The organism is Amaricoccus solimangrovi, assembly GCF_006385685.1.
Taxonomy (GTDB): domain Bacteria; phylum Pseudomonadota; class Alphaproteobacteria; order Rhodobacterales; family Rhodobacteraceae; genus Amaricoccus; species Amaricoccus solimangrovi.
In genome coordinates, this window is record NZ_VFRP01000019.1 from 77705 (window position 1) to 93975 (window position 16271).

General features: G+C 72.5%; 15 protein-coding genes and 1 tRNA gene. 6 read left to right on the plus strand and 10 right to left on the minus strand.

From position 1 onward, the window contains the following. Positions 1 to 32: 32 nt before the first annotated feature. Positions 33 to 1157 carry an NAD(P)/FAD-dependent oxidoreductase gene (locus FJM51_RS16720; RefSeq protein WP_140455282.1) on the plus strand — a complete coding sequence of 375 codons (1125 nt, stop codon included), beginning with the start codon at positions 33 to 35 and terminating at the stop codon, positions 1155 to 1157. Between the two features lie 66 nt (positions 1158 to 1223). After that, positions 1224 to 4688, plus strand: a complete 3465-nt coding sequence (locus FJM51_RS16725; RefSeq protein ID WP_140455283.1) for a chromosome segregation SMC family protein — start codon at positions 1224 to 1226, stop codon at positions 4686 to 4688. A 308-nt stretch (positions 4689 to 4996) separates the two neighbouring features. Here FJM51_RS16725 and FJM51_RS16730 read toward each other — a convergent pair. Both FJM51_RS16730 and FJM51_RS16735 read right to left on the minus strand, forming a co-directional pair. Next, a tRNA-Leu gene (locus FJM51_RS16730) sits at positions 4997 to 5083 on the minus strand. A 135-nt stretch (positions 5084 to 5218) separates the two neighbouring features. Beyond that, a complete protein-coding gene (locus FJM51_RS16735; RefSeq protein ID WP_181164599.1) occupies positions 5219 to 6538 on the minus strand; it encodes a peptidoglycan-binding domain-containing protein in 1320 nt (439 codons plus the stop codon). Between the two features lie 169 nt (positions 6539 to 6707). Here FJM51_RS16735 and lipB point away from each other — a divergent pair, with 169 nt between their 5' ends. After that, entirely contained in the window at positions 6708 to 7355 is a 648-nt protein-coding gene (gene lipB, locus FJM51_RS16740; RefSeq protein WP_267901436.1) for a lipoyl(octanoyl) transferase LipB, read from the plus strand. 79 nt (positions 7356 to 7434) lie between these two features. On the opposite strand, the gene FJM51_RS23835 is transcribed toward lipB, so the two are convergent. Continuing rightward, positions 7435 to 7578: a hypothetical protein gene (locus FJM51_RS23835; RefSeq protein ID WP_181164600.1), complete on the minus strand. Its 144-nt coding sequence runs from the start codon at positions 7576 to 7578 to the stop codon at positions 7435 to 7437. 109 nt (positions 7579 to 7687) lie between these two features. Further along, positions 7688 to 9664, minus strand: a complete 1977-nt coding sequence (gene thrS, locus FJM51_RS16745; protein WP_438502766.1) for a threonine--tRNA ligase — start codon at positions 9662 to 9664, stop codon at positions 7688 to 7690. Between the two features lie 195 nt (positions 9665 to 9859). Between thrS and FJM51_RS16750 the strand changes: the two genes are divergently transcribed. Continuing rightward, positions 9860 to 10603, plus strand: a complete 744-nt coding sequence (locus tag FJM51_RS16750; RefSeq protein ID WP_140455285.1) for an alpha/beta fold hydrolase — start codon at positions 9860 to 9862, stop codon at positions 10601 to 10603. Between the two features lie 72 nt (positions 10604 to 10675). On the opposite strand, the gene FJM51_RS16755 is transcribed toward FJM51_RS16750, so the two are convergent. The 3 genes from FJM51_RS16755 to FJM51_RS16765 all read right to left on the minus strand — a co-directional run bounded on the left by FJM51_RS16755 (position 10676) and on the right by FJM51_RS16765 (position 12154). Further along, positions 10676 to 10849 (minus strand): YdcH family protein, encoded by a 174-nt coding sequence (locus FJM51_RS16755; RefSeq protein WP_140455286.1) that lies wholly within the window; start codon positions 10847 to 10849, stop codon positions 10676 to 10678. A gap of 280 nt (positions 10850 to 11129) precedes the next feature. Next, on the minus strand, positions 11130 to 11936 hold the full coding sequence (locus FJM51_RS16760; protein WP_140455287.1) for a tRNA1(Val) (adenine(37)-N6)-methyltransferase: 807 nt from the start codon (positions 11934 to 11936) through the stop codon (positions 11130 to 11132). Beyond that, entirely contained in the window at positions 11933 to 12154 is a 222-nt protein-coding gene (locus tag FJM51_RS16765) for a putative signal transducing protein (RefSeq protein ID WP_140455288.1), read from the minus strand. The genes FJM51_RS16760 and FJM51_RS16765 overlap by 4 nt, the downstream gene beginning before the upstream one ends. A gap of 96 nt (positions 12155 to 12250) precedes the next feature. On the opposite strand from FJM51_RS16765, the gene FJM51_RS16770 reads away from it, so the two are divergent. Both FJM51_RS16770 and FJM51_RS16775 read left to right on the plus strand, forming a co-directional pair. Then, positions 12251 to 13204 carry a polyprenyl synthetase family protein gene (locus tag FJM51_RS16770; RefSeq protein WP_140455301.1) on the plus strand — a complete coding sequence of 318 codons (954 nt, stop codon included), beginning with the start codon at positions 12251 to 12253 and terminating at the stop codon, positions 13202 to 13204. Between the two features lie 27 nt (positions 13205 to 13231). Further along, positions 13232 to 13531 carry a putative quinol monooxygenase gene (locus FJM51_RS16775; RefSeq protein WP_140455289.1) on the plus strand — a complete coding sequence of 100 codons (300 nt, stop codon included), beginning with the start codon at positions 13232 to 13234 and terminating at the stop codon, positions 13529 to 13531. Here FJM51_RS16775 and FJM51_RS16780 read toward each other — a convergent pair. The 3 genes from FJM51_RS16780 to FJM51_RS16790 all read right to left on the minus strand — a co-directional run. Continuing rightward, entirely contained in the window at positions 13517 to 14383 is an 867-nt protein-coding gene (locus FJM51_RS16780) for a 4-(cytidine 5'-diphospho)-2-C-methyl-D-erythritol kinase (RefSeq protein ID WP_140455290.1), read from the minus strand. The genes FJM51_RS16775 and FJM51_RS16780 overlap by 15 nt on opposite strands. Positions 14384 to 14388: 5 nt before the next feature. Continuing rightward, positions 14389 to 16092 (minus strand): tetratricopeptide repeat protein, encoded by a 1704-nt coding sequence (locus FJM51_RS16785; protein ID WP_140455291.1) that lies wholly within the window; start codon positions 16090 to 16092, stop codon positions 14389 to 14391. A 91-nt stretch (positions 16093 to 16183) separates the two neighbouring features. Then, the coding region (locus tag FJM51_RS16790) for a 4Fe-4S dicluster domain-containing protein (protein WP_140455302.1) at positions 16184 to 16271 on the minus strand (88 nt) is incomplete at its 5' end.

The window sequence follows — 16271 nt, forward strand, 5'->3', positions numbered from 1 at the left end:
AATTCCGGGCAGTCTTAGTGCGGCGGCGGGTGATGGGAAAGAGCGAGGCGGCGGATATTCTGGTGGTCGGCGGCGGAATCTTCGGCCTCGCCTGCGCCCATGCCTGCCTCGACCGCGGCCGCCACGTCACGCTGATCGACGCCGGCCCGACCGGCGGCGGCGCGAGCGGCGGGCCGGTCGGCGCGCTCTCGCCGCACCCGCCGGACCGCTGGAACGAGAAGAAGGCCGCGCAGCTTCGCGCCCTCGCCGGGGCGGAGGCCTGGTGGGGCCGGATCGCCCGGCTTTCGGGCCGGGATCCCGGCTACGGGCGCGTCGGCCGTTACATCCCGCTTGCCTCCGAGGCGGCCCGGGCCCGGGCGGAGGCGCATGCGCGCAACGCGGTCGATCTCTGGCCGGCGCCCTTCCGCTGGACGCTGCCGCCGCGCGACGCGCTGTCCTTCGAGGCCCCGCATGGCGCGGTCTTCGAGACGCTCTCGGCCCGGATCGACCCGCCCCGCGCCATCGCCGCGCTGACCGACGCGCTCGCGGCGCGGGGGGCGCGCCTCCTGACCGGGCACCGGGTCCTCGGCGTCGCCGAGGGTGTGGCGGAGACCGAAGCCGGCGCCATCGCTGCCCGGGCGATCCTGCTCGCGCCCGGAACCGGGGCGGGACCGCTCGCCGCGCGCTTTCTCGGCTGCGACCCGTTCCAGGCGGTGAAGGGCCAGGCGGCCCGCGTGATCCCGAGCGCGCCGCTGCCCGCGGCGCTTGTCTACGCCGACGGGCTCTATGTCGTCCCCCATGCCGACGGCACCGCCGGAATCGGCGCGACGGCGGAGAACGCCTACGCCGAGCCGCTTGGCACCGATGCCCGGCTTGACGACCTGCTCGCCCGCGCGGCCGCGCTGCTGCCCGGACTCGCGGGGGCGGAGGTCGTCCGCCGCTGGGCGGGACTGCGCCCGCGCGGGCCCCGGCCGGAGCCGATGCTGGGCGCGCTGCCGGGCAGCGAGACGCTCTTTCTCGCCGCCGGCGCCTTCCGCACCGGCTTCGGCATGGCGCCGCTGGTGGGCGAGATCCTCGCGGCCCTCGTCGCGGGCGAGGCTCCGTTGATGCCGCCCGGCTTCTCGATCGCGGAGCATCTGGCGCGGATCGCCGCTACGCGCCGCCCGGAAAGCAATTGACAGCGCCGCCCGGTCCCCGGATGATTCGCCGGAAAACATAATGGACCGTCGGAGCAGGACAGGCCCTTGCACTTCACCCGGCTGCGCCTTCTCGGCTTCAAGAGCTTCGTCGACCCGACGGAGCTGACGATCGCGCCCGGCCTGACCGGCGTGATCGGCCCGAACGGCTGCGGCAAGTCCAACCTGCTCGAGGCGCTACGCTGGGTGATGGGCGAGACCCGCGCCAGCGTGATGCGCGGCGACGGGATGGAGGACGTGATCTTCGCGGGCTCCGGCAAGCGCCCGGCGCGGAACCACGCCGAGGTCACGCTGACGCTCGACAACCGCGACCGGACCGCGCCGGCGGGCTTCAACGAGGCCGACACGCTCGAGGTCGTGCGCCGGATCACGCGGGATGCCGGTTCGGCCTATCGCGCGAACGGCAAGGAGGCGCGGGCGCGCGACGTGCAGATGCTCTTCGCCGACGCCTCGACCGGCGCGCAGTCGCCCTCGCTGGTGCGGCAGGGGCAGATCTCGGAGCTCATCAACGCGAAGCCCCGCGCCCGCCGCCGCGTGCTCGAGGAAGCCGCCGGCATCTCCGGCCTCTATCAGCGCCGGCACGAGGCGGAGCTGAAGCTCCGCGCGACCGAGACCAATCTCGCCCGCGTCGGCGACGTGCTGGAGGCGCTGGAGACCCAGCTCGCCCAGCTGTCGCGCCAGGCGCGGCAAGCCGCGCGGTATCGCGAGATCGCCGAGGCGCTGCGCCGGGCCGAGGCGATGCTGCTCTGCCGCCTCTGGCGCGACGCGGAGGAGGAGCGGATGGCGACGACCATCGCGCTCACCGACACGACACGCGCCGCCGCCGCCGCCGAGGCCCGCGCGGCGGAGACGGCGCGCGCGCGCGCCGCGGCCGAGGAAGGCCTGCCCGCGCTCCGCGAGGAGGATGCGATCGCCGCCGCGGTGGCGCAGCGGATCGTTCTGGAACGCGACCGCCACGAAGCGGAGGTCCGCGCCGCCGCCGAGGCGATCCGCGCGCTGGAAGGCCAGATCCGCCAGCTCGCCCAGGACCGCGACCGCGAGGCCGCGCTCGACGCCGATGCCGGGACGATGATGGAGCGCCTCGCCGCCGAGACGGCGGAACTCATGGCCGAGGAGGAGGCGCATGGGCCAAGGCTCGCGGGCGCGCGGGACGCCGCGGCGCAGGCCGGCGGCGCGCTCGGCGTCGCCGAGGCCGCCTTCGCCGCCCGCGCCGAGACCGCCGCGCGGCTGACCGCCGCGCACGAGGCCGCGACCCGCGCCGCGGCCGAGGCCAGCCGGCGCGCGGAAGAGCTGGAACGCGGCCTCGCCGAGGCGGAACAGGCCCGCGACGCGGCCGAGGCGGAGCAGGCGCGCGCCGCCACCGACCGCGAGGCCGCCGAGGAGACGGCCGCGCTGACCGAGGCGCGCGCCGCCGAGGCGGAGGATGCGCTGGCCGAGGCCGAGGCCCGCGCCGCCGAGCGCCGCCGGATCGAGGCCGAGGCCCGCGCCGCGCGGTCGGAGGCGGAAGGCGCCGCCCGCGCCCTCGCCTCGGAAGCCGCGAGCCTGCGCAAGCTGATCGAACGCTCCGCCCCGGCGCGCCAGGGCATCGTCGATCTCGTCGAGGTCGCCCCGGGCTTCGAAGCGGCCTTCGGCGCCGCGCTCGGCGCCGATCTGTCGCTGCCCCCCGTCGCGGGGACGGAGGCTTCGGGCTGGCTCGACCTGCCCCCCTGCGAGGCGCCCGAGCCCCTGCCCCCCGGCGCCGAGCCGCTGGCGCCCCGCGTCGCCGGCCCGGCCGAACTCGGGCGCCGCCTCGCCGCCGTCGGCATCGCCCCGCGCGCCGCGGGCGACGCGCTCCAGCCGCTGCTGCGCCCCGGCCAGCGGCTCGTCAGCCTCGAAGGCGATCTCTGGCGCTGGGACGGGCTGCGCGTCGCCGCCGGCGCCGCGCCCTCGGCCGCGGCGGAACGCCTGCGTCAGCGCAACCGGCTGACGGAACTGGAAGCGCAGGAAGCCGCCGCCGAGGAGCGCGCCGAGGCCGCCCGCGCGGTCGGGGAGGACGCGGCCTCGGCCTTCGCCGCCGCGACCGCCGCCGAAACCGCCGCCCGCGCCACCCGCAAGGCCGCCGAGGCGGCCGCGGCGGAGGCCGAGCGCGCGCTCGGCCGCGCCGGAACGGCGGCCGAGGCGATCGAGACGCGGCTCGCGACGCTCAGCGCTGCCAGCACCCGCCGCGCCGCGGAGGGCGCCGAGGCGCGCGCCGCGGCCGGGGAGGCCGCGGCCGCGCTCGCGACGCTCGCCGATCCCGCCGCCGCCCGGGCCGAGGTCGAGGCGGAGCGGTTGCGGGTCGAGGCGGCGCGGCTCACCATGCTGACCCGCCGCGCCGAGGCCGACGAACTCGAACGCGCCGGCAAGGCGCGCGAACGGCGCCTCGCCGAGATCGACCGCGACCGCGCCGGCTGGACGGCGCGCCGCGCCAATGCCTCCGACCGCCTCGCCGGGCTCGACGCCCGAGTGGAGGCCGCCGAGGAGGCGCTCGACGCCGCGCGCGACCGCCCGGCCGAACTCGACGCCCGGGGCGAATCTCTCGCCCGCGGACTCGACGAGGCCGAGGGGCGCCGGAGCCGGGCGGCGGAGGCGCTCGCCCGCGCCGAGGCCGGGCTGCGCGACGCCGAGACCGCCTCCCGCGCCGCCGAACGCGCGGCGAGCGAGGCGCGCGAAGCCCGCGCCGGCGCGGAGGCGCGCGCCGAGGCCGCCCGCGCCCGCGCCGAGGCCGAGGCCGAACGCCTGACGGCGGAGACCGGCCAGGCCCCGGCCGACCTGCTCGCCGGGCTCGGCACCGATCTCGCCGCGGTCCCGAAGGCCGCCGAGCTCGATACCGAGGTCGCGCGGCTGCGCCGCGCCCGCGGCGGGCTGGGCGCGGTGAACCTGCGCGCCGAGGAGGATGCGCGCGAGCTTCAGATCGAATTCGATACGCTGATCGGGGAGCGGACGGATCTCGAGGAGGCGATCAAGAAGCTCCGCCTCGGCATCGCCGGGCTGAACCGCGAGGGCCGCGGGCGGCTTCTGGCGGCCTTCGACGAGGTGAACCGGAATTTCGCGACCCTGTTCCGGCATCTCTTCGGCGGCGGTGAGGCCAATCTCGTGCTGGTCGAGAGCGACGATCCGCTCGAGGCCGGGCTCGAGATCATGGCGCAGCCGCCGGGCAAGAAGCTCTCGACGCTGTCGCTGCTTTCGGGGGGCGAGCAGACGCTGACGGCGCTCTCGCTCATCTTCGCCGTATTCCTCGCCAATCCCTCGCCGATCTGCGTGCTGGACGAAGTCGACGCGCCGCTCGACGACGCGAATGTGACGCGCTTCTGCGACCTGCTCGACGAGATGATCGAGCGGACCGAGACGCGATTCCTCGTCATCACGCACCACGCGGTGACGATGGGCCGGATGGACCGGCTCTTCGGCGTGACGATGCAGGAACAGGGGGTGAGCCAGCTCGTCTCCGTCGACCTCGCCGCCGCCGAACGCCTGGTCGAATCGGTCGGCTGACGGCTGGGCCGCGCCCCCCGTCGCGCCAGCCAGCTGTTCGCCCCGCCGGGCGCTCCCCCGACGCTCGCTTCTTCCTCATGTTTCATATGGGCATGAAATCTATCGGGCAGTCCGCGCAGGAGCCGTCAGGCGCCGGAGCGAGGGGCCCCGCCAACAGGCGGGGAGAAACCGGACTCGCGGCCAAAGGGCCGCTCCGCGCGGTCCGGGCCGAAGGGCCGGACCGCCACCCCGTTCGCGATGCCCCTGAAACGCCAAAATCCGGCGGGTCGGAACCCGCCGGATTTCGGATGCGCCCGAAATAGGGCGTCTGGTGCGGTCGAGAAGACTCGAACTTCCACGGGGGTTAGCCCACAGCGACCTCAACGCTGCGCGTCTACCAATTCCGCCACGACCGCGTGGCGCGGCTTCTAGCAAAGCCCCACGGGCGGGTAAAGGGCGAAACCGCGCTTTCCGCGAAGGAATTTCGCAGGAGTTTCACGCGGCCCCATTCCCCTACCCGGAGAAGGTTTTCCGGGGCGAATCCGCCCCGCTCAGTTCTCCTTCGCCATCGGCAGGGCGAAGCCCGCCGCCGGCTTCGCCGAGACCGGCACCGGCCGCTCCGCCGAGCCGGCGGCGGGCATCGCGGCGGAAAGCAGCGCGAGCCTGTCCTGGGCATTCGCCGAGATGAGCGGCGTCGCCCCCTGGCGCAGCCCGTCCACCGCCGCCGCGACCCATTCGAGCCCGAGTTCGCGTCGCGCCGGAACGCCCAGCCCCATCCGGAGCTGCTCGCCGATGAGTTCGGCATAGGCGGCCTCGTTCAGCCCGGCGAGCACCATCGCCGAGGCGAGCGCGACCGAGGCGTCGTCGATCCGGTAGCCCACCCCGAGGCAGATCCGCGCATTCGCGCTCAGCTGTTCCGGCGGATAGCCGGTCTCGGCGACGAACTGGCGCAGGTCGGCCAGCATCGTATCGACCCGCGCGCCCGGCAGCCGGGCGACGTAATCGCGCAGCGCCGGCGCGAAGGCGACGCATTGCGCGGTGATGTCATCCTGCGAGACACCGGCCACCGTCGCCGCGAGGCTCTCTCCCTGGTCGATCGCATAGCTGCGGCCGAGGCAGAACTGCTCGGCGAGCATCTGATCGGTGTCGAGCCCCGCCCCGAGCGTGCGCGGGCCGCCATTCGCGCTCGTCGCCACCGCGACCTTGCCGCAGGCTCCCGCCATCGAGGGGGCCGGGGAGGTCGCCGCGATGAAGGTCGGCAGCGCCGGCGCTGCGGGCTCCGGCTCCGGCGCGGCCGCCACGGGCGCGGGTTCGGGCTCCGGAGCCGGAGCGGCGGCGGGCACGGGCGCGGGCGCCGCGGCCGCGATCGGCGCGGGTTGCGGCGCGACCGGCGCCTGGGGCGCGCCGGCCAGCATCTGGCGATAGGCGACCAGCAGGCCGCGCCCGCCCTGGCCGGAGGCGAGCGCCTGATTGACCCCCGGGCCACCGGCCACCGCCCAGTCATAGGCGCCGAGCAGCGTCCCGGCCTCGGGATCGGTGAGATAGCCGGTCGAGGGATAGCCCATGTAGGCCTGGTAGGTCGCCGAGGCCGCGCGCGTGCCCGGCCCGATCACGCCGTCCGGGGCGCCGGCGGGAAAGCCGAAATAGTTGAGCGCGGTCTGGACGCGGCGGTTCTGCGCGCGCTGCGCCGAATCGACCCGGGGCGCGACATAGACCCGTTCGGTCCGCACATAGGTGCGCCTCGGCTGGGTCACGTGATTGGTGATCGCATTGCCGACCACCGTCCCCGCCACGCTGCCGCCGAAACTGTCCCAGAAGCCGTTCGCCCGCGCCCCGCCGGCCGAAAGCGCGCCGAGCATCGCGCTGGACATCAGGATGGTTCTAAGAAATCTATGCACGACCATGAGAATTCCTCCCGAGAATCGGCAAATGTCATCACGAATGGGCGAGATTCTAGCAGAGGTCGGCGAAGCAGCCGAACCGAAAACCGCCGGAATCGACTTCGATCCGGACAATTCAGGGCCCGGTCCGGAATGGCGCGTGGCGAGCGAACCGGTCCCCTATCCCGAAGCCCTGGCCACGATGGAGGCGCGGGTCGAGGCGCTGATCGCCGGTCGCGCGGGGGAACTCGTCTGGCTGCTCGAGCATCCGCCGCTCTATACCGCCGGCACCTCGGCGCGGGCGGAGGATCTGCTGATGCCCGACCGCTTCCCGGTCTATCCGGCCCGCCGGGGCGGGGAATACACCTATCACGGGCCCGGCCAGCGGGTCGCCTATGCGATGCTCGACCTCAACCGCCGGGGGCGGGACGTGCGGGCCTATGTCTGGAATCTGGAGGAATGGGTGATCCGGGCGCTGGCCGAGTTCAACGTGACCGGAGAGCGGCGGCCGGGCCGGGTCGGCGTCTGGGTCGTCCGGCCGGATCGCCCGCCCCTGCCCGACGGCTCCCCCGCCGAGGACAAGATCGCGGCGATCGGCGTGCGCATCCGCCGCTGGGTCACCTTCCACGGCATCGCGATCAACGTGGAGCCGGATCTCACGCATTTCTCCGGCATCGTCCCCTGCGGGATCCGCGGCTACGGCGTCACGAGCCTCGTCGATCTCGGCCTGCCGGTGACGATGGCCGATCTCGACCTCGCGCTGGCGCGCGCCTTCGACGCGGTCTTCGGCCCGACGCCCGGAGCCTGACGGGAAGCGGCGGGACCGGATCCCCGAAAGCGAACGCGCCCCGGAAAGGGGCGCGTGTCAGGGCAATCTTGATCGGGGGTCAGTATCCGCGCGGGCGGCGCTCGCCCGGCGGCGGATCGCGCCGGACCGGGACGGGCCTCGGCGCCGGGGCCGGGCCGAACAGGACATCGGAGAGCCAGGCGATCACCCGGTCCATCCACTCGGGTCCACGCTGCGCTTCCATGCCTCTGTCCTCCTCCGGATGCCGGTTCACTTCGCTGTCAAGGATATGGGAAGTGAACCCGCGAGCCTCAACCCCGTTCCCGGCCTTCCGGCGAAAAGCTTGATCCGGATCAAGCCGTGCGCGCCAGATCGGGCGGCGTCGCCTCCGCGATCAGGTCCGCCATGGCGAGATCCACCGGCCGCTCCTCGGTCCGCTGCTCGCCGAGCCGGCGGATCGAGACGGTGCGCTCCTCGACCTCGCGCGCGCCCACCGCGAGGATCACGGGGACCTTGGCGAGGCTGTGCTCGCGGACCTTGTAGTTGATCTTCTCGTTGCGCAGATCCGCCTCGGCCCGGACGCCCTTCGCCCGCAGCGCCATCACCACCTGATCGGCGTAGTCGTTCGCCTGCGACACGATCGGCGCGACCACCACCTGGCGCGGCGCGAGCCAGAGCGGGAACCTGCCCGCGTAATGCTCGATCAGCACGCCGGTGAAACGCTCGAACGAGCCGAGGATCGCGCGGTGCAGCATGTAGGGCCGGTGCTTGTCGCCATCCTCTCCGACGTATTCCGCGCCGAGCCGCTCGGGCAATTGCGCGTCGACCTGGAAGGTGCCGCACTGCCATTCGCGCCCGATCGCGTCGGTGAGCTTGAAATCGAGCTTCGGCCCGTAGAAGGCGCCCTCGCCCGGATCGACCTGATAGGGCGCGCCGACCTGCAGGATCGCGTTCTCGAGCGCGCCCTCGACCTTGTCCCACGTCTCGTCGGAGCCGATGCGGACCTCGGGCCGGGTGGAGAGCTTGATGTCGAACTTCTCGAAGCCGAGATCCTTGTAGACGCTCGACAGCAGCGCGATGAAGGCGGCGCATTCGCTCTCGATCTGGTCCTCGGTGCAGAAGATGTGCGCGTCGTCCTGGGTGAAGCCGCGCACGCGCATCAGCCCGTGCATCGAGCCGGAGGGCTCATAGCGGTGGCAGGCGCCGAATTCCGCGAGCCGGAGCGGCAGGTCGCGATAGGACTTGAGCCCCTGGTTGTAGACCTGGACGTGGCAGGGGCAGTTCATCGGCTTCAGCGCGTTGACGCGCTTCTCCTTCGCCGCCTCCTCCTCGACCTCGACGAGGAACATGTGCTCCTGATAGGCCTCCCAGTGCCCGGAGGCCTCCCAGAGCTTGCGGTCCACCACCTGCGGCGTGCGGATCTCCTTGTAGCCCGCGTGGCGCAGCCGGCGGCGCATGTAATCCTCGAGCGCGCGGTAGAGCGTCCAGCCCTCGGGGTGCCAGAACACCATGCCCGGCGCCTCTTCTTGCATGTGGAAGAGCTTCATCTCGCGGCCGAGCTTGCGGTGGTCGCGCTTCGCCGCCTCCTCGAGCCGGAAGAGATGCGCCTTCAGGTCGTCCTTCGTCCGGAAGGCGGTGCCGTAGATGCGCTGCAGCATCGGCCGGTCGCTGTCGCCGCGCCAGTAGGCGCCCGCGACGCTCATGAGCTTGAAGGCGTCGGCCGGCACCTGGCCGGTATGGGCGAGATGGGGGCCCCGGCAGAGATCCTGCCAGTGTCCGTGCCAGTACATCCGGATCGGCTGCCCCTCCGGGATCATGCCGACGAGTTCGACCTTGTAGGGCTCGTTCAGCGCCTCGTAATGGCGCACGGCCCGGTCGCGGTCCCAGACCTCGGTCGTCACCGGGTCGCGCAGCGCGATGATCTCGCGCATCTTCTTCTCGATGAGCGCCAGATCCTCGGTGGTGAAGGGCTCGGCGCGGTCGAAATCGTAGTACCAGCCGTTCTCGATCACCGGGCCGATCGTGACCTTCACATCGGGCCAGAGCTCCTGCACCGCGCGCGCCATGATATGCGCCGCGTCGTGCCGGATGAGGCCGAGCGCGATCTCCTCGTCCCTGATCGTGTGGATCGCGACGGCCGAATTCTCGGTGATCGGCTGGCTGAGGTCGGTCAGGCGGCCGTTGACCGTCGCCGCGATCGCGGCCTTCGACAGCGATTTCGACAGGCTCTCCGCGATGCCCGCGCCGGTGACTCCGGCGGGATAGGCGCGCACGGCGCCGTCGGGGAGGGTGATCCGGACCTCGCGAATGGCCTCGGCCGCGTCGCTCATGGTCGTCTCCTTGGGTTTTGGCGCCTACCGCGCGCCCGGGTCTCAGGGAGGTTCCGCCGTTAGTCCCGCCTCGGGTCCGAGTCAAGGCGCCGTCGTGTCAGGGCGCCGTCGTGTCAAGGCAGCGTCGCGGCCCGGCTTGCGCGGCCGGGCCGTCCCGGGCCAAACCGGAACCCGACAAGACGGAGAGCCCATGACATGACGGAAACCCGCCTCGACCTGCCCGACGGCCGTTCCCTCGCCTATCGCCGCCAGCCCGGGCGCGGGCCGGGCGTGGTCTTTCTCGGCGGCTTCCGCTCGGACATGACTGGGACCAAGGCCGAGCATCTCGCGGCCTGGTGCGCCACCGAGCGCCGGGCCTTCCTGCGGTTCGACTATACCGGGCACGGCGCCTCCTCCGGCGCCTTCCTCGACGGCGCGATCGGCGACTGGGCGCGGGACGCGCTCGACGCGGTGACCGCGCTCACCGAGGGGCCGCAGGTTCTCGTCGGCTCCAGCATGGGCGGGTGGATGGCCCTGCTGCTCGCAAAACGTGTACCCGAGCGGGTTCACGCGCTGGTCGGCATCGCGGCGGCGCCCGATTTCACCGAGGATTCGATGTGGGGCGAATTCGACGCCGGGCAGCGCGCGGCGCTCGCCTCCGCCGGCCGGGTCGAGCTTCCGAGCGACTACGCGGACGAGCCCTATGTGATCACGCGCCGGCTGATCGAGGACGGGCGGGCCAATCTCGTGCTGCGCGACCCGCTGCCGCTGCCCTTCCCGGTCCGGCTGCTGCAGGGGACCGCGGATACCGATGTCGATCCCTCGGTCGCGCTCCGGCTGCTCGCCCACGCCGAGTGCGCGGACATGCGGCTGACGCTCGTCAAGGGCGCGGATCACCGGTTCAGCACGCCGGAATGTCTTGATTTGATCGGGAAAACCGTCGCCGGCCTTCTCGCCTGAGACGGGAACGCCCGCGCGTGTCCGGATCACGCGCGGGCGTCGTCTATTCCTCGTCCGGGACGGGTTCCAGCCCTATGCCTCCGCCGCCTCGAGCCGTTGGATTTCCTCCTTGAGGTGAAGTTTCTTGAGCTTGAGCTGCTTGAGGCTCAGATCGTCGCAGGCCGGGTGGCGCTGCTCCGTGTCGATCACATCCGACAGGGCCTGATGCTTCTTGCGGAGTTCCGTCAGGTGAGAACCCAGGCTCATGAGTCGTCTCCTACTCAGCTGTTTCCAACCCGATCAGTAGAGCATCGAACGTCTCGCCTGTCACGCGAACCGAGGTCGCAGAAGCCGCGCCTCGCGCCGAGGTGACACGCTGCGAGATCATCCCGCGCGCGCGAATTTTCTGTTGCGGCGCAGCATGGTCAAGACATTTTCGTGACAGGCACTTAGCCTCCTGTCATCGCGCTGTCATCGGCGCCGCGATACGTGATTGCGCGCTCTCGCCCACCGGATTTCCGAAGATTTCACAGACGGAGGCGTAAAGTTAGCGATATTTCGCCGCGTCCCCGGGCTCCAGCGCCGCCCCTTCGCGCAGCACGCGCTCGGTTTCGGGGGCGTATCCGCCGCCGTCGGCGCCGTGCGATTCGCCGCGATGCACGATGAGCGGCGAGGCGAGGACGAGCGGCCCGCCGGCGCCCTTGCGGGCCCGGACCAGCACCCGGCCCGCCGGCCGGCCGGCGCGGGGTGCGACCGGCAGCACGAGGACAGAGCCGGCCCGCCCCTCCAGCGCCGCGAGGATGCCGCCGAGCCGCTCGGCCCGGTGGATCAGCGTCAGCCAGCCGCCGTCGCGCAGCCGGCGCAGCCCGGCGGAGATCCAGTCGCCGAGCGTCGCCTCCTCCACATGCGCGGTCTCCCGGCCGGGGTCGCGCGGCGCGGTCGCGGCGCCGCGCGGGTAGAAGGGCGGATTGGCGATGACATGGTCGAAGACCAGCGCCCGAAGCTCCGGCGGCGGACGGCGCAGGTCACCCTCATGCACCGTGAGCGCGATCCCGTTCGCCCGGGCGTTCTCCCGCGCCAGGGCGGCGTAGGCCGGCTGGGTCTCCAGCCCGCGCAGCTCGATCCCCGGGACGCGCGCGCCGAGGCAGAGCACCGCGACCCCTGCCCCGCAGCCGAGTTCCAGCACCCGCTCGCCCGGGCGGGCGGGCGTGAAGGCGGCGAGAAGGACGGGGTCGGTCGCCGCGCGGTAGCCGGCGCGGGGCTGCCGGATCGTGAGCCGTCCGCCGAGGAAGGCATCCTCGCTGTGGTACTCCTCATCCTCGCTGTGGTACTCCTCCCCCGGCCCGGCGTTCATTCGCGCACGAGCCCCTCGACGTCGTTGTCGGAAAGGATCGCGCGGGCGCGGAACGCGTCCCGCTCCGCGACGAGAAGGCGCTTCGGAAACAGGCCGATCCCGCCTTCGAGCACGCTCATATGGACGTCCATCACAAAGCAGTCTATACCCTCCGCGCGCAGCAAGGCGGTGGAAAATGGTATGATGGTAGGGTCTGTCGTGCGCAGGATTTCCTTCATTCTCCGAAGCCTAAGGCGCGGATGCGCCGCGGTCGAGAGGAACTCCGCGTGAATACGCCCGGCCCCGTCCTGAACCCGATCGAACAGCTCCAGCACATGCTCGCCGACGACATGGCGGCCGTGAACGCGCTGATCCGCGAGCGCATGGCGAGCGAGCACGCGCCGCGCATTCCCGAGGTCACCGCCCATCTGGTCGAGGCCGGCGGCAAGCGGCTGCGGCCGCTGCTGACGCTGGCGGCGGCGCGGCTCTGCGGCTACGCGGGCGCCGATCACGTGAAGCTCGCCGCCACGGTCGAATTCATCCATACCGCGACGCTGCTCCACGACGACGTGGTGGACGAGAGCGACCGCCGCCGCGGCCGGCCCACCGCGAACCTGCTCTGGGACAACAAGTCGAGCGTGCTCGTCGGCGACTATCTCTTCGCCCGCTCCTTCCAGCTCATGGTCGAGACCGGGAGCCTGCGCGCGCTCCACATCCTCTCCGACGCGGCCGCGGTGATCGCGGAGGGCGAGGTGCTGCAGCTCGCGAGCGCCGAGAGCCTCGCGACGACCGAGGACATCTATCTCCAGGTGATCCGCGGCAAGACCGCCGCGCTCTTCGCCGCCGCGACCGAGGTCGGGCCGGTGATCGCGGGCGCCGGGGAGCCCGTCGTGGCCGCGATGCGCGCCTATGGCGACGCGCTCGGCGTCAGCTTCCAGATCGCGGACGACCTGCTCGACTATGGCGGCGCCAGCGCCGCGCTCGGCAAGAATGTGGGCGACGACTTCCGCGAGCGGAAGATGACGCTGCCGGTCATCCGCGCCGTCGCCGCCGGCGACACGGAGGAGCGCGCCTTCTGGACCCGCGTGATCGAGAAGGGCGACCAGCGCGAGGGCGATCTCGAGACCGCGCTCGGGCTCATGCGCCGGCACGGCAGCCTCGAAAGCACGCGCGAGACCGCCTATGACCACGCCGCCCGCGCCCGCGCCGCGCTCGCGGCGGTGCCCGAGGGCGAGCTGCGCGACCTGCTGAGCCAGCTCGCCGATTTCGTGGTGGCCCGGCTGAACTGAGGCCCGGCTGAATCGAGGGGTTCGGAAATGATCCTGATCGAGGGAACGATCCGCGTGGCGGCCGGGAGGCTCGCGGAGGCGCGGCCGGCGATGGCGCGCATCGTCGAGGCGAGCCGGGCGGAACCGGGCTGCGTCGCCTATTCCTTCGCCGAGGACATCCTCGAACCGGGGCTGATCCGGATCTTCGAGGTCTGGCGCGACGAGGCCGCGCTCGAACTTCACCGGGCCGCCGAACACTTCCGCCTCTGGCGCGGAAGCTGGGCGGAACTCGGCATCGGCGGCCGCGACCTGCGCCGCGCGGAGATCGAGACGCTAGAGCCCTGCTGAGGCCGGCCCGGCCGCCGGGGCCGAGGCCACCCACCAATCGGGCTCCGCGATGCGAAGCCGCGCGGCGGCGGCCTCCGCCGCCCCCAGGGTCTCGAAAAGTCCGAAGACCGTCGCGCCCGAGCCCGACATCCGGGCGAGCGCGCAGCCCGGAGAGGCGCCGAGCGCGGCGATCACCCCGCCGATCACCGGCGCCACCTCCGCCGCCGGGGCCTCGAGGTCGTTGCGCCGGGTCGCGAGCCACGCGAAGAGATCGCCGCTCGCGGTGAAATCGGGGATCGCGCCGAGCGGCGGATTGTCCCGCCGCGCGAGCCGGGAGAAGACCGCGCCCGTCGCGACGCCGACGCCGGGATTGACCAGCACCATCGCGAAGGGCGGCAGCCGGACCGGCGCCAGAACCTCGCCGATCCCCGACATCCGCGTCGGGACGCCCGCGAGGCAGACCGGCACGTCCGCGCCGAGCCCGAGCACCGCCTCCGGCGCGGGGAGGCGCTGGCCCCGGAGCCGCGCGAGCGCGCGGAGCGCCGCGGCCGCGTCGGCCGAACCGCCGCCGATGCCGCTCGCCACCGGCAGGTTCTTCGCCAGCGTGAACGCCGCCCCGCCCCCCATCAGCGCCGCGGCGCGCAGCACCAGGTTGTCCGGCCCGGCGTCGAGCCCCGCCGCGAAGGGTCCGCCGATCGCGAGCGACGGCGTCTCCGCCGGCTCCGCGCGCAACTCGTCCCCGATCTCGGCGAAGGCCACGAGGCTGTCGAGCAGGTGATAGCCGTCCGCGCGCCGCCCGGTGACGTGCAGGCACAGGTTCACCTTGGCGCGGGCACGTTCGATCACCGGGGGTTCGATCACCGGGGAGGGCATCGCGGTCAGCCGTCGGAGCCGGGCTTGTCCTCGCTCCGCACCTTGTCGAGCCCGACATCGAGCTTGCGCCGGATCCGGTCCATGTCGAGGTCGTCCGCCGGACCGAAGGAGAGCGCGCGGTGCCACTGGAAATCGGCCTCGCGCTTGCGCCCGACCATCCAGAGCACATCGCCGAGATGATCGTTGATCACCGGATCGTCCGGCGTGAGCTCGACCGCGCGCAGCATCGGCGCGACCGCGTCCTGGTAGCGGCCGAGCCGGTAATAGGCCCAGCCGAGCGAGTCGGTGATGTAGCCGTCGTCGGGCTGCCCCTTGACCGCGCGCTGGATCATGTCGAGCGCCTCGTCATAGTCCTGGCCCTGCTCCAGCAGCGAATAGCCGAGATAGTTCAGGACCAGCGGCTGGTCGGGCGAGAGTTTCAGCGCCTCGCGGAAATCGGCTTCCGCCGCCGCCCAGTCGCCCGCGCGCTCGTTCGCGACGCCCCGGGTATAGTAGAGCACCCAGTGGATCTTCTGCGGCGTCCCGATCAGGTCGATCGCCTTCGTATAGGCCGCGACCGCCTCCCCGAACTGCTCGTTCGAGCGATAGGCGTCGCCCAGTTCCGACTGCACCTCGATCTGGTCGCCATGCGTCGCGGCCAGCGCGACGAGCGTTGCGATGCCGCCTTCGACATCGCCCGAGTCCCGCTGGGTGCTGGCGCGGCGGATCTCCGCGGTCACGTACCAGGGCGAGTCCTCGGGCACCTCCGACAGGACCTCGGTCGCGAGCGCGTAGCGCTCCTCGTTCTCGAGGAGTTCGGCGGCGAGCAGGTCGGCCTCGATCAGCCCGGGCCGGATATAGGCGGCGAGCCGCGCGTGAAGCAGCGCGACGCGCTCGGTATTGTCGGTGTTGAGCGCCTCGGCGAGGGTCAGATAGGCTTCCGCCACGCCGTCCTTCGCCTCGGTCACCTGGTCGAAGGCCACCTCGTCGCCCCGGGCGAGCCGGTCGCGCAGCGCGATCAGCGTGGCATCCGGAAACCCGCCGTCGATCGCCTGGTTGAGCATCGCGAGCGCGTCCTGCTCCTTGCCGAGCTGCGCGAGGATCTCGGCATGGGCGATCAGCGCGGAACGGGTCAGATGCAGCGGCCCCTGCTCGCCCCCCGCGAGGATGGTCTCGGCGGAGACGAAATCCCCCGCCATCGCGAGCGCGAGCGCCTTGTGATACTGGCCGTAGGCCGCCATCGCGTCATTCGCGGTCATCGCGTCGAACTTCGCCTTCGCGGCGGGGAAATCCTCGCGCCCCACCTCGATCCAGCCGGCGACGAGCCCCGCGAGCAGCGGGTTGTACACCCGGGGCGGCGCCGAGGCGAGGAGCCGCGCCGCGCCGTCGAAATCGTTATCGTGGATCGCCGCGGCGAGGCGCACCAGCCCCGCGAGCTGGTTCTCCGGCTGCGCCTGGGCGAGCTTGTCGGCGAGCGGCCCGGCGATCTCCATGTCGCCGAGGGCGACGCGCGCGACGAGCGCGTTCTGCATCAGCGCGAAATTCGTCGGATCGGTGGCAAGCGCGCGATCGTAGTATTCCGCGGCGACGGGATAGTCGTCACGGAAATCCGCCTGCATCGCCGCGAGATAGGCGCCGGACAGCGAGGAGGCGAGCGCGGGCGCGAGCGGGGAGGCGGCGAGAAGGCCGCTCAGGATGCCCGCGGCCAGTTTCGCGTTGATCGTCGGCAATGGTCGGCTCTCCCCGATGTGTCGGGCGGAAACCTATTCCGCCCCGACCCGGCATGCAATCGCACCGATTATCCCCGCGTCGCCCGCGCCATCACATGTTGGGGTAATTCGGCCCGTCTCCGCCCTGGGGCGTGGTCCAGTTGATGTTCTGCGCGGGATCCTTGATGTCGCAGGTCTTG